This is a genomic window from Limnoraphis robusta BA-68 BA1 (assembly GCF_034932365.1).
Classification (GTDB): domain Bacteria; phylum Cyanobacteriota; class Cyanobacteriia; order Cyanobacteriales; family Microcoleaceae; genus Capilliphycus; species Capilliphycus robustus.
Genome location: NZ_JAYGHR010000079.1, coordinates 23721 through 46400 on the forward strand (window position 1 = coordinate 23721; position 22680 = coordinate 46400).

At 42.5% G+C, this 22680-nt stretch carries 20 protein-coding genes; 12 read left to right on the forward strand and 8 right to left on the reverse strand.

Going from position 1 to position 22680, the window contains the following annotated elements; genetic code table 11:
- Positions 1 to 228 precede the first annotated feature (228 nt).
- Entirely contained in the window at positions 229 to 1227 is a 999-nt protein-coding gene (locus VB836_RS23195) for a hypothetical protein (RefSeq protein WP_323222958.1), read from the forward strand.
- A 17-nt stretch (positions 1228 to 1244) separates the two neighbouring features.
- Here VB836_RS23195 and VB836_RS23200 read toward each other — a convergent pair whose 3' ends face one another.
- Entirely contained in the window at positions 1245 to 1889 is a 645-nt protein-coding gene (locus VB836_RS23200) for a Uma2 family endonuclease (protein WP_323222960.1), read from the reverse strand.
- Between the two features lie 154 nt (positions 1890 to 2043).
- On the opposite strand from VB836_RS23200, the gene VB836_RS23205 reads away from it, so the two are divergent.
- On the forward strand, positions 2044 to 2283 hold the full coding sequence (locus VB836_RS23205) for a hypothetical protein (protein ID WP_046277536.1): 240 nt from the start codon (positions 2044 to 2046) through the stop codon (positions 2281 to 2283).
- Positions 2284 to 2288: 5 nt separating this feature from the next.
- On the forward strand, positions 2289 to 2780 hold the full coding sequence (locus VB836_RS23210) for a DUF3368 domain-containing protein (RefSeq protein WP_323222963.1): 492 nt from the start codon (positions 2289 to 2291) through the stop codon (positions 2778 to 2780).
- 20 nt (positions 2781 to 2800) lie between these two features.
- On the opposite strand, the gene VB836_RS23215 is transcribed toward VB836_RS23210, so the two are convergent.
- The 3 genes from VB836_RS23215 to VB836_RS23225 all read right to left on the reverse strand — a co-directional run bounded on the left by VB836_RS23215 (position 2801) and on the right by VB836_RS23225 (position 5975).
- The gene (locus VB836_RS23215) at positions 2801 to 4075 is read right to left on the reverse strand and encodes a threonine/serine exporter family protein (RefSeq protein ID WP_323222965.1); all 1275 of its coding nucleotides are present in this window, start codon (positions 4073 to 4075) and stop codon (positions 2801 to 2803) included.
- Between the two features lie 43 nt (positions 4076 to 4118).
- Entirely contained in the window at positions 4119 to 4823 is a 705-nt protein-coding gene (locus VB836_RS23220; RefSeq protein ID WP_323222968.1) for an esterase/lipase family protein, read from the reverse strand.
- 228 nt (positions 4824 to 5051) lie between these two features.
- Positions 5052 to 5975 carry a cation diffusion facilitator family transporter gene (locus tag VB836_RS23225; RefSeq protein ID WP_323222971.1) on the reverse strand — a complete coding sequence of 308 codons (924 nt, stop codon included), beginning with the start codon at positions 5973 to 5975 and terminating at the stop codon, positions 5052 to 5054.
- Between the two features lie 629 nt (positions 5976 to 6604).
- Between VB836_RS23225 and VB836_RS23230 the strand changes: the two genes are divergently transcribed.
- A complete protein-coding gene (locus VB836_RS23230; protein ID WP_323222974.1) occupies positions 6605 to 7612 on the forward strand; it encodes a calcium-binding protein in 1008 nt (335 codons plus the stop codon).
- 172 nt (positions 7613 to 7784) lie between these two features.
- Positions 7785 to 7928, forward strand: a complete 144-nt coding sequence (locus VB836_RS23235) for a hypothetical protein (protein WP_323222978.1) — start codon at positions 7785 to 7787, stop codon at positions 7926 to 7928.
- Between the two features lie 155 nt (positions 7929 to 8083).
- Here the strand turns inward: VB836_RS23235 and VB836_RS23240 are convergent, their stop codons facing one another.
- From VB836_RS23240 to VB836_RS23255, 4 genes are all read right to left on the reverse strand, one after another.
- Positions 8084 to 9259: an RNA-guided endonuclease InsQ/TnpB family protein gene (locus tag VB836_RS23240; RefSeq protein ID WP_323222981.1), complete on the reverse strand. Its 1176-nt coding sequence runs from the start codon at positions 9257 to 9259 to the stop codon at positions 8084 to 8086.
- A gap of 620 nt (positions 9260 to 9879) precedes the next feature.
- Positions 9880 to 10659 carry a 3-methyl-2-oxobutanoate hydroxymethyltransferase gene (panB, locus tag VB836_RS23245; protein WP_323222983.1) on the reverse strand — a complete coding sequence of 260 codons (780 nt, stop codon included), beginning with the start codon at positions 10657 to 10659 and terminating at the stop codon, positions 9880 to 9882.
- Between the two features lie 160 nt (positions 10660 to 10819).
- A complete protein-coding gene (locus tag VB836_RS23250) occupies positions 10820 to 11176 on the reverse strand; it encodes a four helix bundle protein (RefSeq protein WP_323222986.1) in 357 nt (118 codons plus the stop codon).
- 182 nt (positions 11177 to 11358) lie between these two features.
- The gene (locus VB836_RS23255) at positions 11359 to 13119 is read right to left on the reverse strand and encodes a serine/threonine protein kinase (RefSeq protein ID WP_323222989.1); all 1761 of its coding nucleotides are present in this window, start codon (positions 13117 to 13119) and stop codon (positions 11359 to 11361) included.
- Positions 13120 to 13434: 315 nt separating this feature from the next.
- On the opposite strand from VB836_RS23255, the gene VB836_RS23260 reads away from it, so the two are divergent.
- From VB836_RS23260 to VB836_RS23290, 7 genes are all read left to right on the forward strand, one after another.
- Positions 13435 to 15141: a monovalent cation:proton antiporter-2 (CPA2) family protein gene (locus tag VB836_RS23260; RefSeq protein ID WP_323222991.1), complete on the forward strand. Its 1707-nt coding sequence runs from the start codon at positions 13435 to 13437 to the stop codon at positions 15139 to 15141.
- Positions 15142 to 15482: 341 nt separating this feature from the next.
- Complete coding sequence (locus tag VB836_RS23265) at positions 15483 to 16913, forward strand: form I ribulose bisphosphate carboxylase large subunit (protein WP_323222993.1); 1431 nt, start codon at positions 15483 to 15485, stop codon at positions 16911 to 16913.
- Between the two features lie 92 nt (positions 16914 to 17005).
- Entirely contained in the window at positions 17006 to 17407 is a 402-nt protein-coding gene (gene rcbX / locus VB836_RS23270; protein WP_323222996.1) for a RuBisCO chaperone RbcX, read from the forward strand.
- 50 nt (positions 17408 to 17457) lie between these two features.
- Complete coding sequence (locus VB836_RS23275; protein ID WP_046277109.1) at positions 17458 to 17802, forward strand: ribulose bisphosphate carboxylase small subunit; 345 nt, start codon at positions 17458 to 17460, stop codon at positions 17800 to 17802.
- Between the two features lie 202 nt (positions 17803 to 18004).
- On the forward strand, positions 18005 to 19093 hold the full coding sequence (locus VB836_RS23280; protein WP_323222998.1) for a methyl-accepting chemotaxis protein: 1089 nt from the start codon (positions 18005 to 18007) through the stop codon (positions 19091 to 19093).
- A 619-nt stretch (positions 19094 to 19712) separates the two neighbouring features.
- Positions 19713 to 21065, forward strand: coding sequence for a pentapeptide repeat-containing protein (locus tag VB836_RS23285; RefSeq protein ID WP_323223000.1), 1353 nt, complete (start codon positions 19713 to 19715; stop codon positions 21063 to 21065).
- 244 nt (positions 21066 to 21309) lie between these two features.
- On the forward strand, positions 21310 to 22581 hold the full coding sequence (locus VB836_RS23290; RefSeq protein WP_323223002.1) for a response regulator: 1272 nt from the start codon (positions 21310 to 21312) through the stop codon (positions 22579 to 22581).
- The last annotated feature ends 99 nt before the right edge of the window (positions 22582 to 22680 follow it).

Below are 22680 nucleotides of genomic sequence, written 5' to 3' on the forward strand. Positions count from 1 at the left end.
CAAGATTGCCTCTTGCCTCTTGCCTTATTTAGTTTCGACAATGCGATCGCCTGTTAATCCGGAAAATAATGTTATCCTAACTTTTTTTGATTTATTCAGTAGGATCACGGAGTTGAATTTTTATACAAGCCCTGAGTAAGCGCTAAAAGTTCAGTGGTTGTACGGATGCTTTTTCGGGGGTTTATGTTTTAAATTTAAACCTAGAAGTTTTAATCAAGTTAAGAAAGTATGAACTACTCCTTTCAACCCAATTACCCTGAAAACACCAATTTAGACATCATGTATCCCGCCACAGGAACTTTAGCCGGAGTGGGTTTATCGGCGACAATTGGTAACATGGGTTTAGTCGGATCATTTGGGGGGGTTGCGGTTGGTGGCTTTCCCGTTGCGGTTGCGGGTTCAGTCGTTGGTTTTGCGGCTTATGGTGCAACAGAAGCGCTCAAAAATAGCGATCCTGATGTCATTTTTCCCATCGCAACCGGTGCAACAATTGGCGCCGGAATGTTCAGTATTTTTGGTGGAATGGGGTTAGGAGTTGCGGGAACTGCGGTGAGTATTGGCGGTGCAACAATGGCGTTTGCAGGTGGCGTTGTCGGGTTGGGAATTTACGGTGCTTTTAAAATGATTGAAAAAGTTGATAAAATGGCACCCGGAGAAAGCGCAACTCAAGCTTTTTGTCGCATGGAAGAACGAATTAATGATGCTTATTTGGATTCATTTTTTTATACGGAAGCTTTGCTAGAAGTTGCCGAGTTAATTAATCCTGATTTGCCTTGGGAACGTAAATTTAGAGAGTTAGAAATAGAAGAAGAATTACAACAACTCAAAGCACAGGTTAAACCGTTACCCCGACTCGAAAAAATTAACCTACAAATAAAAGTAACGGGTTGGTATGACTGGCATCCTCATCTAGCTATTGCATCAAATAGCATTAAACGAGAGTTAGCGAAATCTCTTCATATTCAAGTTGAACATCCTCAAATCAAGTTAATCATTTGGACTATTCAAGAGATTAATGTTAACCCATCAGCTATAAATTATCTAGGGAATCAATACAAATCACCCAGTATTTCTAAGGTGGTTGAGTTCGAGTTAAAAATAGGCTTAACGTTGTCGGTTCCTGTCGATATTCTCGCCTCGGAAAACTTGAACGATCTCGTTAATAAACATCTGGAAATCGGCGAACTTTCTAGCTTGGTTAAGGCGGATAAATTTGCTGTAGTTTAAGTCTAATGTTATCAAAATTATTGATAAATCATTGCTTCGACTTCTTCTAACGCCTGAAAACTGCCAACTTGCCAAGATCGTTCAACCGCAGTAGAAACAATTTCAGAAATCTCAATATTAGGAAAATTGGGGCTAGTTTCTGATTGAATATATTTGCCGTTTTCAAACAGAAAAATGCTTAACTTTCCCTGATGATAAATCCAGAGTTCGGGAACTTCTAGGGCTTCGTAAGCGGCTAACGTTGTTGGGGAAGTGACATCAATTTCTATTGCTAAATCTGGGGGCGGATCGTTCGGTTCGAGTCGGCGCCGGTTGATCATTTGTTGATAGTTTTCGATGTAAAAACTAGCATCCGGTTCAACTCCGGCTATTCCTTCTTTTTTAAACGTTGTTGAACGAAAAGATTCGTATCGTTTCCCTAGAGATTTTAACAGCATTTTGACAATATCAGAAATAATTTCTGTGGGTTTTTCGTGTTCGGGTAAAGGAACCATAATTTCTAAAGTGTTGTGACTATAAACAACTCTCGAAGATCGCTTTTCTCCGAGTTCTTGTAAAATCGCTTCAAATTCCTGCCAATTAACATTAGGAATTGTTACCACACTTCCGGGTGAAAAGTTCATTTGACTAATGGGTTTAACAATAGGAGTTTTTACCGTCATTTGAAAAACCTGTGTAATTATCCTACTTTATTTTAACTCAAATCTCTAAAATAATAACCGAGGAATCGCTCTACCTATTGTGCGAGTTTTTGATATAATGTAAAACAGACTCCAGCTTTAAGATTCATCCGAATTTTCTGAGGAGATTAACCCCATGAATTCGACAACTCGTTTACAAGAAATAGCAACATCTTTACCGATTTTCGCAGAACCTGAAAAAAAGGAAATATTTTTGTTTGTTTTGGGTGCTTTAACGGCTAAGATTATTAGTTTAAGGAAAGCGGCAGAAGTGATGAATTTTGATGAGGAGGCTTTGTTACAAACTTTAGATTTGTTGGGAATTGAGTTTTCCTATTTAACAGAGGAAGATGTTACACAAGAAAGCGTTTGGTAGAAATCGTGAAAATTGTCATCAACTCATCTCCGATTATTTTTCTCGTCAAGTTACAATTCCTCGATATATTTTTAGCCCGTGATGATGAGTTTTATATTCCTTCTGGGGTTGTTGAAGAAATTGAGGCTAAAAGTGATCAAGTCAGTCAGGTGATTTCACCTTTAATAGAAGCAGAAACACTTCAGGTTGTTTCAACTTGTTTACTTTCTCTGGTGAACCGTTTAAATCTAAATTTGGGGCGAGGAGAATCGGAGGCGATTTCATTAGCAACTGAACTACAAGCTGATTTAATTATTTTAGATGATCGGGCAGCACGCAGCAGGGCTGTAAATTTAGGGTTAAATGTAAAAGGAACGTTAGCTCTGATCAAAAAGCTGAGTCAAGAGGGTAAAATTACAATAGATAACCTTGATGAATTTTACGACAGACTACAGCAAATAAACTTCAGACTTTCTCGTTCCATCTTTGATGCTGTTTTCAAGAATAGTGAACCTTGATTCCGGCTAATGATTCTTCTTTATTTTAACTCAAACCTAAAAAATAATAACCGAGGAATTGCTAAACCAACCGGAATCGCTAAAGTCATTAATACCGCTTTAGTAGCAGCAACAACGGTATTAACTAATAATAATAATTCGGTTTCAGTTCCTAACGCTAAAATTTGAGTTAAACCACTAATTGCCCGAAAAATAAACACGCCCGGAATCATCCCCACAACCGCCCCAAATGCGATCGCAGCAGAAGGCGCTTGATAGCGTTGAGAGAAATAAACCGTCATCAAACCGACAAGAGTAGAAGCAATTAAATTCCCCCAAACGATTCCTAAATCAAAATTTAAACAGATTTCTCTTGTGCCATGACCCACCATTCCACACAACACACAAGCCGCTAACATTTTTTTAGGAACGTTGAAAGATAGCGCGAAACCCATTGCAACTAACCCCGCAAAAAACATATCTTCAGCTAAGGGTAAATGAACGCTTTTACTACTGGCTGAAATTAACGTTTCTGTTGCACTAGCCGCTAATAATAACCCAAAGGCAATGGCACTCAAAATAACACAACTTAAACCCAAACGAGCGATGCCAATGGTTATATGATTTTCCAATAAATCTAAGATAGCATTAATTAAATGAACCCCCGGAACGAGCATCAAAGACGGTACAATTAAACAGAGTTCGGGCGTTGTACTCAAACCCAAACGCACGGCAACACCGCCAATACATCCACTCACAAAAGCCGCTAAAAAGGCAATTAAAAAGGGATTAAGTCGCCGTTTTCCGAACTGTTGACGCAAGAAAACGCCGACCGCAGTTGCAATACCAACAATCAAAAATGTTGACCAGTCTGCCCCAAAAAGTTTAGCCAAACTTCCCGAAGATATCCCTAACATTAAAATCAGCAACCAAGGGTTATAATGAGGCAAACCCCCATCAATTTTTTCGAGTTCTTCAACGGCTTCTTGAGGTTTGATTTTCCCTTGTTTGATCGCATCAATAACTTGATAGACGCGAGTAATGGCAGCCATGTTAATATTCATCGCCGGAACACTGCGACTAAAGCGAGAAATAAACTGATTTCCAATTTGAGCGGTTAATGTTAAAACTTTGTAGTCTACAAACAAACGCACAGGCCAATTAAACACATCAGCGAGTTGATAAACCGCTTGATGAACTCGACCTGTTGCGACACTATTTTGTAATAACAAGCGACTGGCTAAAAGAATTAAGTGAAATTTCTCTTCAATAGCAGTTTGTTCAGAGTATCTGAGATCATTTGTATCAGTATTCATTGGCTAAAGTTAGGAGATAAAATCACTAAAAAGAGAATATATGTTAGGTTAAATAGTCTAACCAAGTGTCAACAATATCAGATGAACCGTACCATTTTCCAGGGGAGCGGGGAGAATGCCAAACCCCGTCTAAAGTAATATTTTCAGCCCCTTCTAAATGTGCTGCTTCAACAGGCGTAATTCCATCTCCCCAAGTTTCTCCTTGACCAATGGTAAGCTGATAGCTATTATAAGGAAGCCAAGTTTTAAAGGTTCGAGTACCATAAACCGCTTTACCCGCAATACAAACATAACGCACCTGAGAATAAAACGCACCCGGATAGTTGTTTTTAACAAAATCGAGGTTTTTTCTCGTCCAACGTTCTTGGCTAATATGAGGCGTTCCCAGTGTAATTAAAGTGTTAACAACCGGGTACATATTCCACAAACCCATCACGGTTTCTGTAACATCACCATGCACAATATAGGGTTTTTCACCGATAAAAATTCTGGCGATCCATCCGCCCGCAGAATGACCAACAAGATTAATTTTAGGAACTGAATATTGGTGCAGAACCTGTTGAACGGTTGCATTTATTTTCTGCAAAATTGGCACCATTGAACGTCCACCAACCGTCGGGAACCAATCTCGTTTTCGCAGAGGAACCACAACCGCAGGAATTCCCTGTTGGTTGAGATATTGTGCGAGTAGAGAGTAATCTTCTGCACCTGCAAAAAAGCCTGGTAAAATTACAGTTGGTAATGGCATTTTTATCTTAATTTTGGGGGATGATCTCGAACTTTTCGTGTAAATTTATCCTAGAACTAGGTTAGTATTTTAGCTAATCCCGATTAACAGACTCAGAATAAGTGATAGCGCAACTGATCACAAATTGTCAAGGTTGTACGGCGTGAAATTCAAAATGTGAAAAGATTGCGATCATCTTGATCCCATCAATATCTTGCTAAAATTAGCAGACTGAACCTAGTTCAACGATTATTCTGAGTCTCCCTCGTAGGTAATCCGCTCAGATTTATAACTCGGTGGCTCTACATGAATGACCGTTCTAACCGGACTAAAATATTGTTCAATTTTAGCTTCGACTTCTTCGGTAATTTGGTGCGCCGTTTTCACATCATCCGCCTCAACAATCAGGTGCATTTCGATAAAAACTTGACGACCCACAACACCCCGAGAAGCAATGGCATGACAATTCACAACACCCGGAATACTCATCGCTAATGATCGAATTTTCTCCGGTGGAATTGCCATCTTATCAGTTAACCAAGGTAAATTTTCTTTGAGAATTTCCCAGGCACTATGAAAGACTAAAACTGCAACCGGAAACGCCATCACCACATCTAAAGCTTCTAATTGAGGAACATTCCATTTACGACCTAACCACACACCAATTAGTCCAGCAATGACCATTAAAGTTGTCCAAATATCACTCATGGTATGTTGGGCATCAGCAACTAGGAACGCACTTCCAAGTTTTTTGCCCATATACCGTTCGTAGTAGGCAACAAAAATGTTAATTCCTAATACAATTAACAAAATCCAGAGCGCACCCGAATCAATTTTGATCGCATCTCCACCGACAAAAATGCGTTCAATTGCACTACTGAGTATTTCAAAACTAGCAATACATAGAAAAACCGTCACCGCCAACGCACCCAAAGCATCGTATTTTTGATGTCCGTAGGGATGTTCTCGGTCAGGTTTGGGAGAAGCAAATTGATTCGCCACTAAACCAATAATATTGTTAGCACCGTCTGTAACACTATGTAACGCATCCGCCAGTAAACTCAAAGATCCAGTTAATATCCCCAAAGTTGCTTTGATTGCCATAACCACAACATTCAGCACGAGGGTGAGAATGAGAACTTTGCGGACTTTGGGACGATTGTCAGTAGCCACAATGTCTCCTTTGATTCAACAATTAAGGATTTATCTCTAGTTTATACAACTAATAGCAATTAAAAATAGTTCTGAAGGAAGAATTAATTCAACTTTTAATAAACTTTCTCAATAATTGATTAAACACATTTATTGATCTTTTGCAAATTTAAAATTATACCAGCCTAAATCAACGGCTTAGAAAGGGATTACTTCAAACAGATAATATTTTTTGATCGGTCTTTCTGCGTCCTCTACTCACAAATATTATCTGTAACTTCATTTTTTTGGGAAAATTGACCGAAACTAATCCGCCTGATCAACGTCAACTTTACCACGTCTGTTGTATCCGCAGTCCCCAGTTGTCCTTTTTTAGTAATTAGTCCGGAATTCCTCCAATGACACCTGCATCAAGCAACAGAGACCAACGAGTGTGACGAAACAGGGGAGGGTGGCTCCTCCCCCTTTCTAATCTCCAAAGGTGGTAAAGCATTGACAAACGCAGGACTTGGCTCGACTAGCTGTATCAGGGTGATAATTTAAAGGATTTTGGATGAAGTCGAGAGGGGATACAAAACCTGTTAATCACCTAAAAGACAACGAACTGCCATTCACTACAGCACCATTTATCGATTGTAAACGAGCTTGAAATGTTGAATATTTTTGATAACGTTCTGAATTTTTTTAAGAGCAACTGGCCTGTATTTGAACCTCTCGTTAAAGTTCTGTTTCCCGCTTATACTCCATTAATGGATGTGGCTGAACCTGTTGCAAACTTACTGATTAAAACCTTATTCTCTCAAGAAAAATCAGCCTTAAATTCGAGTAAAATCACTCAAGATGAACTCATAGAAATTCAAAGTGATTCAGATTTTATCACCGATTACCAAACTCGGATGAACCGTTCAAGTAATTCATCCCAATTATTTCTTCTCACCAATGATCAGGATATTTTAGCCCCTCAAAGTTCAGGAATAATCCCTCCACCAACAGGTGAAATAAAACCGGAGTGGACAGCAGAAAACCCCGGCGGAATTTTGGCTTTAGATGGCGATGATTTCCTGATTGCTTCTGTTGAGATGGATGTGATCAATGGAAATCAAGGTGCAGATACAATTGCAGGTTTAAGCGGTGATGATGTCATCCGAGGCGGTCAGGGAAATGATGTGATTGGTGGCGATTTGGGCAACGATTTAATCAATGGAAATCGAGGGAGCGACCAAATTTGGGGCGGTGAAGGCGATGATATTGTCCGAGGAGGTAGAGATAATGATACTTTGTCTGGAGGTGAAGGAAACGATCTGTTAATTGGAGATTTAGGGGTTGATATTTTAACCGGAAATGAAGGAGCGGATCAATTTGTTTTGGCGGGAATCAATACTGATGCCGATGTGATTACTGATTTGAACACCGCAGAAAGCGATCAGATTTTGATTGTCGCCAATTTTGGGATGGAAAATATTACGGTGAGTTCCTTTGATTCTACACAGATTACCTCGAACCTTCCGGCGAATATTGATAATATTCAAGGCACTCTCATTCAAGAAACAAAAACCGGAAATGTTCTGGGAATTGTGACGGAGATCACCAACATCGAACAGGTGAAAAACGCTATCGTTTTTGTTAATCCCAATGACCCCATGTTAATGCTAGGATGAGCTTCCGGATGTCATCACCTTCCCTCTGTACATTTGATTCAGATGCTCCTAAAAACTGCATAAGTGTTGTTGCATGAGATGTATGTAGCAGTAGAGTCGTAAACCGGTTATCTTTCAATCTATTTGAGGCTGTAGTTTTTGGAGTAAGCGTTTTGTCTAGGAGGTGATTGTCATGCAAGTCAGATGGAAAAAGTTCTTTGCTAAAACCTTGATTTGGCTACTTGCTGAACTCTTACTCAACTTTATTGGACTGGACGACTTAGCTGACTACAGCGAGTTTATCTTCGAGAGAAATGTAATTATCTTCAAAGCTTAATAAAAATAGGTAGACCATTGCTCAATCAATGTCTACCCTTTACCTTGAAATGAGCCGATTAGACTCATTGAGTTTTTAGCATTGATGACTGTTCTTAAACATAGAACAGAACAGTTGACATCCTCCCCTCCGTAGACGAAGGGAATTCCCAAACCTTACGATTTGGGTTTCTGTTTCTTAGCACTTGCCTTCCGAGACTTGCTCTCTTCAGGTCTTACGGTCGCTCCACAGACTGACACGGCAAGCCCTGCCGCCAAAATATTTATACTTGCGTTGATATCTCGGTCATGGTGAGAGTTGCACTTGGGGCAATCCCACTCCCTGACATTCAACGGCATTTTTTCTGAAATGTATCCGCAATTGGAACATCGCTTTGAACTGGGAAACCATCTATCTATCTTGATTAATTCCCGCCCGTACCACTCCGCTTTATAAGTCAGTTGTCGGACAAGTTCTCCCCAGTTCGTATCACTAATTGCTCTAGCTAGCTTATGGTTTTTGACCATGTTCTTTACAGCTAAATCCTCAACGACTATCGTTTGATTTTCACTCATTAGTTGAGTCGTTAGCTTATGGGTATGGTCGCGCCTGGAATCAGCAATTTTGGCTTGAATTTTAGCAACTTTGACTCTTGCTTTCTCTCTGTTAAAAGAACCTTTAGTTTTTCGGCTTAAAGATTTTTGAGCGCGTCTGAGTTTTTTGTATAGCTTGTCAAAATGTTTGGGGTTGGAAACTTTAACCCCATCGGAGGTGGTAAACAGACTGGTAATTCCCAGATCAATTCCCACTTTTTTATCAACGGGTTTTAGTTTGTGGTCTACTGGATCATCAATTCTCAAAGAAACAAACCATCTTCCACTCGGGTCTAATTTGACCGTTATTGTTGAGGGTGTACAACCAGTAGGAAGCTGACGACTCCATCGAATGGGTAAAGGTTCAAAGCACTTGGCAATATAAACCTGACCCTCTTTAAACTTGAAAGCTGACTTGGTGAATTCAGCACTCCCACCGTTACGTTTTTTCTTGAAGTTTGGGTATTTTGCCCGACCCGCAAAAAAGTTAGTAAAAGCGGTTTGCAAGTGTCTTAAACTTTGTTGAAGAGGAACACAACTCACCTCGTTTAAGAAGTCTAATTCCTCTTCTTTCTTCCAGTTTGTCAACATCGAAGAAGTTTGAGAATAGCCAACTCGTTCTTTCTGCTCATACCACGCCTCGCTGCGTGCAGCTAGTGCTTTGTTGTACACTAACCTCACACACCCCAATGTTCTCCTCAACAGATCTTCCTGTTCAAGAGTAGGGTAAAAACGGTATCGGTAGGCTTTTTCACTCATGTCTCACATTTTAACATATAAATTGTGAGTATGTTTAATTGAATAATTAAAGCCGTCCTTCAAGGACGGGGTTTCAGACCCCAAACTTTCGATGAATAAACTGAACAGTTTTTGGTGGCCGACATTTCTCATCTATTTGATTTTAAATCACTTGATTTAAAATTGCAAGCCTAAAATTTTAATTAAACTTTAGTGATTCGGAAATCAGTGTTTTTCTTGTATTCATCACTGCAAAAATACTAAAAGAAGAGACTGGAAATCTTTTCCATATCTCTTCTCGTATGTCTACTCCACATTATTGAGAGAAATGAGAGCTTTGCGACTTAAACCCTTTGATGAATTTAGTATGACTCATTTCCAATCCCGATAAAATACATAAAGTTAGTCTTTTAGTCAGAGCCTATATTAACTTTCTTTCTGCACAAACTTCACCAATATTCCCTCAAGTTTTACACAACTAGCTTGACTTAAAATTTTTGATCGAATCGCTTTACAAAAGCTTTACATAAGGGGGTTGAATGTAAAGTTGCTTCTGAAAAGTTCATGTCAAATTCATAATTTTCACAATTTGTCAACCCATAAAATTATTAAATCCGTTAAGAATTGTTGACCACCCTGATCTATTGAGGAAACTGTCTAGATCTGACCTGATCACAATACTGCTGCACTGCTTGAGTTACCGTTTCTTGCAAATTGGCATAAGTTTTCGCAAAAGGCGGTTGCCAAGCCGATAACCCCAACAGATCCGGCGTGACCAACACCTGACCATCACAATGCGCCCCCGCCCCAATACCAATCGTCGGAACCCTTAACTTTTGGGTAATTTCCTGCGCCAACTTTGCCGGAATATGTTCTAATACCACAGCAAACGCTCCCGCTTCCTCCAGGGCGATCGCTTCGGTTAAAATCCGATCTGCCGCTTCAGGCGTTTTCCCCTGTTTGCGAAATCCCCCCAACTGATGCACCGACTGCGGCGTTAACCCCACATGACCCATCACCGGAATACCCGCCTGTACCAAAAAACCCACCGTTTGCGCCATTTCTGGATATCCCCCCTCCAACTTCACCGCCTGCGCCCCCGTTTCCTTCATCACCCGTCCCGCCGATCGCATCGCCTGTTGAGGACTTTCTTGATAAGTTAAAAACGGCAAATCAACCACCATCAACGCTTCTTTTACCCCACGCCGCACCGCTTTGGCATGATGCAACATCTCCTCTAACGTTAAGGGCAAAGTCGTTTCATAGCCCAACGCCACCATCGCCAGAGAATCTCCGACTAAAATCACATCCACACCTGCTTGATCGAGTATTCGCGCCATCGCATAATCATAAGCAGTCAACACCGCGATCGCACGCCCAAGTTGTTTGTATTGGATTAATTGTTGAATAGTAATACTCATAATTTCAGTTAACAGTGACCAGTGAAGACAGTTATCAGTAACCAGTTATGTAGGGGCGGGTTCCGAACAAATCTATATCTTCCCATGCAAAACTGTTATAAACCCGCCCCCCAGTAACCAGTGACCAGTTGCTTTCAGTGAACAGTTAATCATTTCTAGGTCAGTCATTAATGATTCGGGATGATTTGACAATAGAGAAAAGCATTTTAGATAATTCCTCAACATCTGCATAAACACTATCAAATGACTCTTTCGTTAAATAGTCGGTATCTTTGAGTAAACACAACCAATATTTAGTTTCTAAGCACTCCTTATAAGCTATCGACATTTTAGCGGAGAATTCAGCCTTAGAGATTTCCCCATTCGCTTCAGCAATATTTGCTCCGATACTGGTTCCACTTCTGAGAAGCTGTTTAGATAAAACAAACTCCTTCTTGTCTTCACACAAATATTTATAAGCCTTGACCATCCGAATTGCAAATTTATAAGCTTTATCATAAACTTTACTATTGATCACTGCTAACGACTCACGACTAACTGTAAACTGAAAACACTGGTCAGGTAATGACTGTTAACTGTAAACTGAAAACCCTGGTCAGGTGATGACTGTTAACTGTAAACTGAAAACACTGGTCAGGTGATGACTGTTAACTGTAAACTGAAAACACTGGTCACTGGTCACTGGTCACTGATAACTGTCTACCGCCATCCCAACCAACGCAAAATCGGCACAATTAGATAATGACTCACAGCCAAACATAAACCCGTTGTACAACCCAAAATCCCAACAAACCCCAAACCCAACCAAAACTCTCGCCACTGCGGTTGAGTCATCACAGCCGGAAATTGCAACATCTCAGGCGGAAACGTCGGATCTAAACTCAATCTCCAAAAAATCCCCGTTGTTCCCACCGCCACAATCACCGCATAAACCCAACGATGACTGGGTAGCCCTAACCCTAACGTTAGCAGTGCAGTCGCTAATCCCATAGACAGTTGTGCAATTGACTGTAACTCCGTTAACCCCGGTATCATCCCAAAAAAGCGGAGCATTTGCCAACACATTCCCCCGACGATATAACCCACACTCCCCATCACCGCCGCCCGTCCATAACGACGGTTAATGTCAAATCCCCCCGCATCCGTTAAACCCAGTCCCGTTCCCAAACCCGCTAAACCCAACACCAAGATTTGCGTTCCCAATTTCAGCGCCGCCCCTGGAAACCACAACGGAAAATTACTCGATAAAACCTCCGCAAACGCTTGACCCAGGGGAGTCCAATAAGCCAACACCAACCCCAACACCGCCCCGACAATACCCCCAACCCCCGCCAGTCCCATTCCCCACAACGTCGCCATACTCACCTGCATCAGTTGAAAACTGAGAGATCCTACCCCTTTAAGCAGGTTCGACAAGGCGCGATCGCTTTCCAGTAAAGCCGTTTTCACCACATCCAAACAAGCCTGCGACAGCGACATCATCCGGCGAGGATGCCGTTTCTGACGAGCAATTTTCAACAAATAGGTCTGAATTTCGCTTGCCGTTTGCGGGCGGCGACTGGCTTGATCCTGCACCATTTGATCCAGTAAGTTCGCAAACCAAGGACTGACAACCGCTCGATGCTGCCATCGTAATTCTGCCGTTATCGGATCTTCAAGATCACCCGGAAAAGCACCCGTTAACAAATGAATACAAGTCCGACCCAAGGCATAAAAATCCGCCGGTGGCCCGACCGCCGCACCCACAATTTGTTCAGGGGGACTATAACCCGGAGAAACCAAACGAGTGCTGCTTCTTGGCGTGGGTTCGCGATCGCTTAACATCATTTGTCCGACTTGTTTAGCGCCCCCAAAATCAATCATCACCAACTGATGCGTTTGTGTCGGAGTCACCGCCAACGGGAACGCAGGAGTCGATCGCAACATCAAATTCGACGGTTTGAGATCCCGATGAATAATATTGTGTCCGTGTAATTCCCGTAAAATATCTAAAGCCTGCTGCAACCAGTCAATTACCCATTCTTCTGGACACCCTTGAGGATGTTGATCTAAAATCTCCTGCAACGTTAACCCGTGAATTTTTTCCATCACCAAACAAGGCAGAGGCAAGATGGCGGCGTTGCGTTTTTTCAGGACAAAATAACTATCCGGCGACACTCTCGGCACCCCCGGATGACGCATCTGTGCTAGAACATTCGCCTCTTGTTCAAACAGTTCTAACGCTTTTGGGGACGGTTCCAGCAAGACTTTTAAGACCTTTTCTGTTTTCGTCTTCAAGTCCCAAACGACATAAAGCCTTGAAAAGCCTCCCGTTCCTAGACACCGTAAAGGAATGTAGCGATTATTGAGTTGTAGGGGAGCGCCGCAACGTAGACAATATTTATTTCCCCAAGGCTGACCGTCCGGTTTAGAACACTTGGGGTTGATGCAGTGCAGTGTAGATGAAACAGGATAATCCACGATGGGTTAACAACTTAGCAGTGATTTCAGTCAACAATGAACAGTGTTATCAGTTTACAGTCTACAGTTTTCAGTTTACAAATTTCAGATTATAGATGAAATAATCCGTGATCGCCGAAATCACTGGTCACTCTCTTACAAACTGTGCTTCTGGCGGTTTCCGCCGGGCCGCAAGTTTGCGCTGTTCACTGTTAAAAACGATACCTTGAATATAGACGATCCATCTTAGGGAATTGATTCAGTCTACCGCAGACTCCCTAACTTTTTCTTTCGGGTTTCTTTTTTCTCCATCGCTAAACAGATATCTAAAATGACATGAGCTTGCACCATATTTTACTAGACCTCGTTTTACTATTGACGATTACAACCGTTTCCGTCATCCTATTCAAACGAGTCAAACTGGGTTCTGTTGTCGGTTTGTTAATGGCGGGAGTTGTTCTTGGCCCGTCTGGTTTAGCCATTACAGAAGACCCCGAAGGACTAAGACAGGTTACTGAATTGGGGGTTGTGTTTCTACTCTTTATCATCGGTTTGGAAATGCAACCGGAAAAATTGTGGTCACTGCGTCGAGATGTCTTTGGTTTGGGTTCACTCCAACTCAGTGTAACAGCGATCGCTATTACTCTCTATACCCAATTTCTCGGTTATACCTGGAATGCGGCTTTAATTTTGGGTTTGGGTTTGGCAATGTCTTCGACAGCGTTTGTCATGCAGTTACTTGAAGAACGTAATGAAACCTCTACCGAATTCGGTCAAACCACTTTTGCAATTTTACTGTTACAAGATATTGCCATTGTTCCGGTTTTGGCATTGGTTCCGCTCTTATCGAATCAACCCACTCAAACTCATAATATTCCCTTCTGGCAACAAGGCGCAAATGTTTTCGGCGGATTATTAGTTGTTTATTTTCTGGGATTTTATGTCGTGCCGTTTGTCCTGAAAATTGTTGTTCGTCAACGCAACCGAGAAGCGATCGCTGGAATTGTCGGTTTAACGGTTATTGGTTCAGCTTGGGTGATGGATACAGTCGGGTTATCTATGTCTCTCGGTGCTTTTTTTATCGGAATGTTGCTGTCGGGTTCTCACTATCGCCACTATTTAGAAGCCGAAATTGAACCGTTTAAAAATCTCCTGCTGAGTTTATTCTTTATTTCGGTAGGAATGTCGATTAATCTTGATGCTTTTCTCCAGGAAAGCTTTCAAATGGTTGGTCATGCTTTAGCCTTAATGTTAGTCAAAGCGATTATTTTATTTGGGTTGTGTTTAGCCTTTCGGTTCAGTCGGTTAACCGCGTTGCGAGTCGCGACTTTCTTACCCCAAAATGGGGAGTTTGGTTTTGTGTTATTTAGTGCAGCCGTAGCCACAGAATTAATTAGTGATGAGGCATTTTCTTGGTTGGTAATGATTATTGTCATTTCGATGGTGACAACACCAATATTAGTCCGGTTTGGGGATACACTGACACAACGTTTATCTCCAACTGCAATGGGCGAAGATCATTTACAAACCTCATCTAAACGCAGACTTCGCAGCCGTAAAGCCGTTTTAGTTATTGGTTATGGTCGAGTCGGACAAGTCGTTTGTACCATTCTTGAACGCATGAATATTCCCTATCTTGCCCTAGAAAAAGATCTCGATCAAGTCGCAGCCGGGAGAAAAGTCGGTCGATCCGTTTATTTTGGTGATGTCAATAATCCTCGCATTTTATCGGCGGTTCGAGTTCATCGGGCGCGAGCCGTTGTGATTACGGTGGGAGAGTCTAAAATTACCGAAAAATTAGTCAATTTGTTGCAAAGTTCCTATCCCAATTTACCCTTAGTTGTCCGAACTCGAAATTTAGAACAGCGCGAAAAAATGTTAGCCATTGGGGTGAGTCATGTCGTGCCGGAAGTTGTAGAATCAGCCTTAATGATGGGAGAAAAAACATTAGAAATTGTCGGGATTTCTGAGCTTGAATCTTCTTCGCTTCTCAGTTTACTGCGTAAAGATGAATATGCCGCCCTCCATCTTTCTAAACCCTAAATTCTCAAATTCCCTCTTGTCTATTGCATAGCTGCCTTCTGCATAGCTGCCTTCTGCATAGCTGCCTGATCAATATAGACAACCTCTCTAACAACCTTCACAGTCTTTACGTCATAATCGTTAAAAAAGTTAACATTAATCGTTTCAGTTTAGTGATAAGACAAACAGATTTTCAGGGAAATGTCTCAAAATGTAGTGGGATTTAAAGAAATATAAACAAAGATTATGTAAATCTTAAAAAGATTCAAGGTTGACGGGTACCAATTCTTGATACTATCTTAAATATCTTGGCACAAAGACCAAAACATAAGAGATTCCGACAAGGGAGATATCAAGGAGTTATGGCTTACTCTCAAACCCGCACACAGTCGAAAGCTGGCTATAAAGCTGGTGTACAAGACTATAAACTGACCTATTACACGCCCGACTATACGCCGAAAGATACAGATATTTTGGCTGCATTCCGCGTCACGCCCCAGCCGGGAGTTCCCCCAGAAGAAGCTGGAGCCGCAGTGGCCGCCGAATCTTCCACAGGTACTTGGACAACAGTTTGGACTGACCTTTTGACCGACCTCGATCGCTACAAAGGTCGCTGTTATGACATCGAGCCAGTTCCCGGTGAAGACAACCAGTACATCTGCTTTATTGCCTATCCTCTGGATTTGTTTGAAGAAGGTTCCGTCACCAACTTGCTGACATCCTTAGTTGGTAACGTTTTCGGTTTCAAAGCCTTACGTGCGCTGCGTTTAGAAGATCTACGCATTCCTATCGCTTACCTGAAGACCTTCCAAGGCCCTCCTCACGGAATTACTGTAGAACGCGACAAACTCAACAAATACGGTCGTCCCCTCCTCGGTTGCACCATCAAACCCAAACTGGGTTTATCCGCTAAGAACTACGGACGTGCAGTCTATGAATGTCTGCGCGGTGGCTTAGACTTCACCAAAGACGACGAAAACATTAACTCTCAGCCCTTCATGCGTTGGCGCGATCGCTTCCTGTTCGTTCAAGAAGCGATTGAAAAAGCCCAAGCAGAAACCGGAGAAGTTAAAGGTCACTACCTGAACGTGACTGCTCCCACCTGCGAAGAAATGCTGGAACGGGCAGAATTTGCCAAAGAAATTGGCACCCCGATCATCATGCACGACTACCTGACAGGTGGTTTCACCGCTAATACTACCTTAGCAAAATGGTGTCGTCGTAACGGTCTGTTATTACACATTCACCGTGCAATGCACGCAGTAATTGACCGTCAGAAAAATCACGGTATCCACTTCCGCGTACTTGCCAAATGCTTGCGGATGTCCGGCGGCGACCACCTGCACTCCGGTACAGTTGTGGGCAAACTGGAAGGCGAAAAAGGCATCACAATGGGTTTTGTTGACCTGATGCGCGAAGACCACATCGAACAAGATCGTGATCGCGGCATTTACTTCACCCAAGATTGGGCTTCCATGCCTGGAGTAATGCCCGTTGCTTCCGGCGGTATCCACATTTGGCATATGCCTGCGTTGGTTGAAATCTTCGGCGACGACTCCTGCTTACAGTTTGGTGGTGGTACTCTCGGACACCCCTGGGGTAATGCTCCGGGTGCAACTGCAAACCGGGTTGCCCTCGAAGCTTGTATCCAAGCGCGTAACGAAGGTCGTAACCTGTTCCGTGAAGGCGGCGACGTCATCCGCGAAGCGGCCAAGTGGAGTCCTGAACTGGCTGTTGCTTGCGAACTGTGGAAAGAAATCAAGTTCGAGTTTGAAGCAATGGATACACTCTAAATCCGCTTCCAGAGTGATGATAATGAATTTTAAGCGATAAGTAGATAAACTTAGAATTCAAAACTCAGAACTCTTGGAGGTTGGTGTCAGACATGGATATCAAAAAAGTTGCAAAAGACACGACCAAGGTACTATCAAGCTACCTCACTTACCAGGCTGTACGGCTGGTTTCCTCTCAGCTTAGAGAGACAAACCCCGGTTTAGCAATTTGGTTGAGTGGATTCTCGTCCACCGGAAAAATTCAAGACGGAGAAGCGTATCTCAAAGAGATGCTTCAGGAAAACCAGGAAATGGCTTTCAGAATTATGACGGTGCGAGAACATCTCGCTCAAGAGGTGGTGGAATATTTACCGGAAATGGTGCGTGAATCTATTCAGCAAAGCAACATGGAACATCGCCGTCAGTACCTTGAACGGATGACCCAGGTTTCGTTGTCTGACACCAGTCCTCATCCCGAATTTCAAATGGATTCCGAACCGAATCAGGACGAATAGAACCTGATAGCTTGACTGTTGTATACCTTTTAACGTTTTAGGAAATCGCAATGCAAACTTTACCAAAAGAGCGTCGCTACGAAACTCTGTCTTATCTGCCTCCTCTGACTGATGCTCAAATTGACAAGCAAATTCAATATATGCTGTCTCAGGGTTTCATTCCTGCTGTTGAGTTCAACGAAACCGCAGAACCGGAAGTTCGCTACTGGACATTGTGGAAACTCCCCCTGTTTAACGCAACAACGGTTCGTGATGTAATGATGGAAATTCAAGCTTGCCGTCAAGAATATCCCAAGTGTTTCATTCGGGTTGCAGGTTTTGACAATGTGAAGCAGTGCCAAGTCTTAAGCTTCATTATTCACCGGGGCGATCAGTCCGGTGGTTATCGCTACTAATTTCAGATTGCCAAGTTTAACGGATTAATTTTGATAGGTAGGGAGTGATCCCTGCCTTTTTTTCTTGTAGCCCAAAAAGTGTAGCTGATTTTATAATCAAAAAAATTTTGTGTCATTCCCTTGACATTGGAGCCAGAGTGTAGGTATTCTTGTTTATGGAACAAGTTTTTCACAATTTAAGTAGCCTACAAAATCGGGCTATATGGAAGCTTCACTGACCCCTGAAGAAAGACAACAATTCCATCAATGGGAAGTGCAAGCGGCTTTAATTATTCCTGTTTTTGTTAATCAAACTCTATACGCGATCGCAACCCATCACTGTTCTCAAACCCATCAATGGCAAGATTCCGAAATCGAACGGTTTAAACAAGTCGGTTTACAAATTGGTTATGCTCTCGAACAGGCTCAACTGTTGCAAGAAGTTCAAGAAAGTCGCAGCCTCGCCGAACAAATGATGAACGAGCAGCAGCAACAAAAACAACAACTCGAACATCAAATTGAAACCTTTTTAGATCAAATTGAAGATTGTTTTCAAGGGGATTTAACCGTGCGAGCGCAGGTGAGTGAAGGGGTGATGGGAACGGTAGCAGACTTTTTTAATGCTACGATTGAAAGTTTACAACAGTTAGTCACTCAAGTTCATCACAGTGCAGAAATCGTCACCACGACGGCAGCAGAACGTCAACAAGATGTAGAACATTTATCTCGCCAAGCGGTGCAGCAAACAGAGATAATTATCGATGCTTTGGCACAAATTCAAACCCTCGCCCATTCTATCGAAGCAGTAGCGACTTCTGCACAAGCGGCACAAACCCAAGTTCAAAGCGTTGCGGGGATTCTGCACAGAGGAGATCAAGCAATGAACCGCAGCGTTGAAGGTATTTTGAGCCTCGAAAAAACCATCCGAGTCACCGCTCGAAAAGTGAAAAATTTGGGAGAATCTTCTCAGAAAATTTCGCGTATCATCAAACTGATTAATCAGTTTGCCAGTCAGACTCATGTTTTGGCGTTAAATGCTTCAGTAGAAGCCAGTCGGATGAGTCATCAAGAAGGAGGGTTTGCGATGGTGGCGACTGAAGTGCGAACCTTAGCTGAACAGTCGAGTCATGCAACGGCTGAAATTGAAGAAATGATTGCCGAAATTCAAGCAGAAACTCACGAGGTTGTACACGCCATGAAAGTGGGTTTAAAACGAGTTCTTCGGGAAACCGAGTTAGTTCAACGAACCCGTAAAACCCTCACAGAGATTGTACAAGCGAGTAACCAAACCCATGAATTTGTGATCACTTGAGCAGTTTTTTAACTATTGAGTGTTTACTGGTTACTGTTGAGTGTTAAGTGAAAACACGGGTGACTGGTGAGTGAATCATGTATCGAGTATGCTCAAGTTCTCAGTATTTTTGGGTAGTGAAATTTGAGTGACGTTGACAAAATGCCCAAGACTCAGTTATGATCCTTAAGTGAATAGGGTGCGCTGTTTACATCTTCAACAGTTGAGACTGAGGTCAAGTCACTTCAAAGTAGAGAATGGGTGTATTGTTACAAGTCTACAAATAGCAAGCGAAAGCTCTCTATTCAAGAGTTTTAATCATATTTCAAAAGGATACATCTGTTCTGCTCATCTTGAAAAAGGTTGAGTCAGGATAACAGAAAGCCTTGAATGAGCAGGGAAATGCCTGCGAAATATTTCTCGTATTTCTCGTCAATGATTGGCAGTTGACAGACAGCAGAAATAGATAGAAAGGGCGATCCACAAGGAACTCGAGTCAAACATGACGAGGAAGTTTGTTGATCATTTTTGTTAATTCTCAAGCGTGTCACCTGATCTTAAAATCAGAGCAAAATAGGAAAGCGCGTGGCTTCAGAGCAGTTCTGAACAACAAAGTTAAAGCATCAGGAGCTGATTTTGCATGGCTAATGAGGAACATCTCGCCCAACTTAAACAGGGAGTAGAGATGTGGAATCAATGGAGAGAAAACAATCTAGAAGTCAAACCCGATTTACGAGCCGCAGATCTTAGTGGCGCGGATCTCAGTGGCGCGAACCTGTGGATGGCGGATCTCTGGAGTGCTGATCTGTGGGGAGCAGACTTGCGAGGAACAGACTTAAGTGATACCAACCTCTGGAGAGCAGACTTACGAGGCGCTAACCTGGGAGATGCCGATCTTAGTGGGGCTTATTTGTGGAGAGCAGACTTACGAGGTGCCGATCTCACAGGTGTTAACTTAATGAATGCTAACTTGAGTGAAGCTGACTTGTGGGGGGCGAACCTAGAGTCTGCTAACCTCAGTGAAGCGAACCTCTGGAAAGCTGATTTTCGAGGCGTTTACCTCAAAGGAACGATTATCGATCTGCAAACCAGTTGGGAGAAAAAATGGAAACTGGTATGGCAAATTCTCAACCAAGGTACAGAAGGATTAGATCTCGGAGAAGCGGATCTACGAGAAGCCAACTTGTGGAAAGCCGATCTCAGCAGAGCGAATTTAATCAATGCCGATCTCTGGGGGGCTGATCTACGAGAAGCGAATCTCAGAGGCGCGGATCTGTGGGGAGTTAACCTCTGTCAAGCCGATCTCAGTGGGGCTAACCTCAGTGAAGCCGATCTGTGGAAAGCCAACCTACGGGGCGCTGATCTCAGCCAAGCCAACTTTAGCCAAGCGAACCTGACTGAAGCCAACCTCTGCGCTACGCAAGTTCTAGGAACCAATTTTGAAGAGGCGACTCTAACAGGGGCTTGTATTGAAGACTGGGATCTCAATCGTTCGACTCGGCTTCAACGAGTCAATTGTGAGTATATTTATCTCAAAGAAAATAAACAAGAACGTTGTCCCCGTGATGCTAACAAAACCTTGGGAGTGGGAGAATTTACGAAGCTGTTTCAACCCGCTTTAGAAACGGTTGATATTACTTTTCAATCGGGGATAGATTGGCAAGCTTTTTACCTAGCGTTTCAAACTTTACAGGTGGAATACGGAACGGAAAATTTGTCAATATTTGCTCTAGAAATGAATGGAGAACAAGATCTCCTGATCCGCTTAAGAACTTCTCCTTTTATCGATAAGTCAGAACTCGAGTTTGACGCAAAAAAATATTACAATAAGCAACTTGATATTTTGGAAAATCAGTATAAAAAAGAACTTGGAGACGAAGGGAAAAATCTGGAAGAAAACCGGAATAAAAGTAAAAATTTATTAGAAATAATTCATAAACTTGCTCGGGATTCCTATAATAAGGGTATAATGGAAGTGAAAGGCAGTCATTGATAAAATAGAATTTTCCCGCCAAAGATGGGTCAAAAATTCGGATACCTTCAACTTGCTAATCGGGGTCAAGCGGCTTGATTTATTCGGAAGATTGGAAAACTATCAGATTAGAGATTCTCATCAGAAAAAGACTCCATAAATTTCATCCGGACAGAAATCAGGCTAACAGGCTATTTATAAATAAAGGGTGCTGAAAAGAGGGGGGAAACTCCGAATTTACGGAGCTAACATCTTGTCATTTTTTATGGAATTAATCAACTCTAAGGAGGATAAGAGTTTGAGTGCTGAATCCGCAAAACTAGAGAACTTAACTCAAAAATTAGAAACCCTCTGTCAACAATTCGCATCGGGTGAAGTCATTCTCACAAGTCCCGCCAAAGAAGGAAAACTGCACATTTACAACGGCAACCTTCTGTATGCAACGAGTGACTTTCATCGGGTACGACGTTGGCATCGAGCGCTCAAAAAAAATAGCCCCAACTGGAAACCCCAGCCGAATTCGGTTTCCTTCGATAACGAGAAACCTTGGGAATATCAACTCCTCTATCAAGGCGTTGCTAACGAACAGCTTACTGTCACTCAAGCCAAAACCATTATCGGATATGTCACCTTAGAAATTCTATTTTCTTTACTCAACTGCACCGATACGATTTCCAAAGCCCAACCGACTCCAGAAGCTACCTCAGAAGTCTCCTTGGGTTTAGGGTTATCTTACAGTGAATTTGAACCTGTACTCACCAAAGGATCACAACTGCGATCGCAATGGGAAGCCGCAGGCTTAGGTTCGATGAACCCGACAGAAGCGCCGATTCTCAGAAAACCCGTTCACTCGGAAACCCTATCGGGTTGGGATAAATACCTCAATGGCAAATTTACCCTCTGGGATATCTCCCTGCGTCTGGGGAAGTCGGTTACTTCTGTGACTCGCGCCTTACTTCCCTTGATCAAAAAAGGGTTAGTGCAGTTGCGAACCGTTCCCGATCTTCCCGCCCCGACTTTCAACTTGAGAACCGCCAGTTGGGTGTCTACCCCTGGGGAGTCTGAACTTGAGTCCATTAAACCGAATCAACAAAAGCCGTTAATCGCTTGTATTGATGATAGTCCAGTAGTGTTTCAGGTGATGAAAAATATCCTCGAACCTGCCGGATATCAAGTGATCGGGCTGCAAGATCCAGTACAAGCCTTAGCACAAGTGGCAAAATACAAACCCGATTTAATCTTTTTAGATTTGGTGATGCCCGATGCGAATGGTTATACTATCTGTCAGTTTTTGCGAAAAGCACCCGTGTTTCAAAACACCCCTGTGATTATTCTCACCAGTCGGGATAATGTGATTGATCGCAGTCGCACAAAACTGATCGGAGCATCCGGCTTTTTGGGTAAACCGCCTGATCCTAACGAAACCTTGAAAATTGTTCGTCGATATCTCTCAAAATCACCTGATACGACAACGGAGGGAAATAACCAGGGACTCGAAATGAGCAATAACTTTGAACTCGGAGTCGGTGAATATTAAAGATACCGATGGGTTGGCTGGGGAATTATGAGCGGCACACTACATTTTTATCCGTCTAAGCCATCTATAATTCAAAGCCTGATATCTGCGGCTCCTTCA

Excerpts from the sequence above, each read along its gene's own strand:
- VB836_RS23275 (WP_046277109.1), top strand. The coding sequence starts at position 17,458 with ATGCAAACTTTACCAAAAGAGCGTCGCTACGAAACTCTGTCTTATCTG.
- VB836_RS23215 (WP_323222965.1), bottom strand. The coding sequence starts at position 4,075 with ATGAATACTGATACAAATGATCTCAGATACTCTGAACAAACTGCTATT.
- VB836_RS23195 (WP_323222958.1), top strand. The coding sequence starts at position 229 with ATGAACTACTCCTTTCAACCCAATTACCCTGAAAACACCAATTTAGAC.
- VB836_RS23290 (WP_323223002.1), top strand. The coding sequence starts at position 21,310 with ATGGAATTAATCAACTCTAAGGAGGATAAGAGTTTGAGTGCTGAATCC.
- rcbX (WP_323222996.1), top strand. The coding sequence starts at position 17,006 with ATGGATATCAAAAAAGTTGCAAAAGACACGACCAAGGTACTATCAAGC.
- VB836_RS23265 (WP_323222993.1), top strand. The coding sequence starts at position 15,483 with ATGGCTTACTCTCAAACCCGCACACAGTCGAAAGCTGGCTATAAAGCT.
- VB836_RS23220 (WP_323222968.1), bottom strand. The coding sequence starts at position 4,823 with ATGCCATTACCAACTGTAATTTTACCAGGCTTTTTTGCAGGTGCAGAA.
- VB836_RS23200 (WP_323222960.1), bottom strand. The coding sequence starts at position 1,889 with ATGACGGTAAAAACTCCTATTGTTAAACCCATTAGTCAAATGAACTTT.
- VB836_RS23235 (WP_323222978.1), top strand. The coding sequence starts at position 7,785 with ATGCAAGTCAGATGGAAAAAGTTCTTTGCTAAAACCTTGATTTGGCTA.
- VB836_RS23280 (WP_323222998.1), top strand. The coding sequence starts at position 18,005 with ATGGAAGCTTCACTGACCCCTGAAGAAAGACAACAATTCCATCAATGG.
- VB836_RS23285 (WP_323223000.1), top strand. The coding sequence starts at position 19,713 with ATGGCTAATGAGGAACATCTCGCCCAACTTAAACAGGGAGTAGAGATG.
- VB836_RS23205 (WP_046277536.1), top strand. The coding sequence starts at position 2,044 with ATGAATTCGACAACTCGTTTACAAGAAATAGCAACATCTTTACCGATT.
- panB (WP_323222983.1), bottom strand. The coding sequence starts at position 10,659 with ATGAGTATTACTATTCAACAATTAATCCAATACAAACAACTTGGGCGT.
- VB836_RS23230 (WP_323222974.1), top strand. The coding sequence starts at position 6,605 with ATGTTGAATATTTTTGATAACGTTCTGAATTTTTTTAAGAGCAACTGG.
- VB836_RS23240 (WP_323222981.1), bottom strand. The coding sequence starts at position 9,259 with ATGAGTGAAAAAGCCTACCGATACCGTTTTTACCCTACTCTTGAACAG.
- VB836_RS23260 (WP_323222991.1), top strand. The coding sequence starts at position 13,435 with ATGAGCTTGCACCATATTTTACTAGACCTCGTTTTACTATTGACGATT.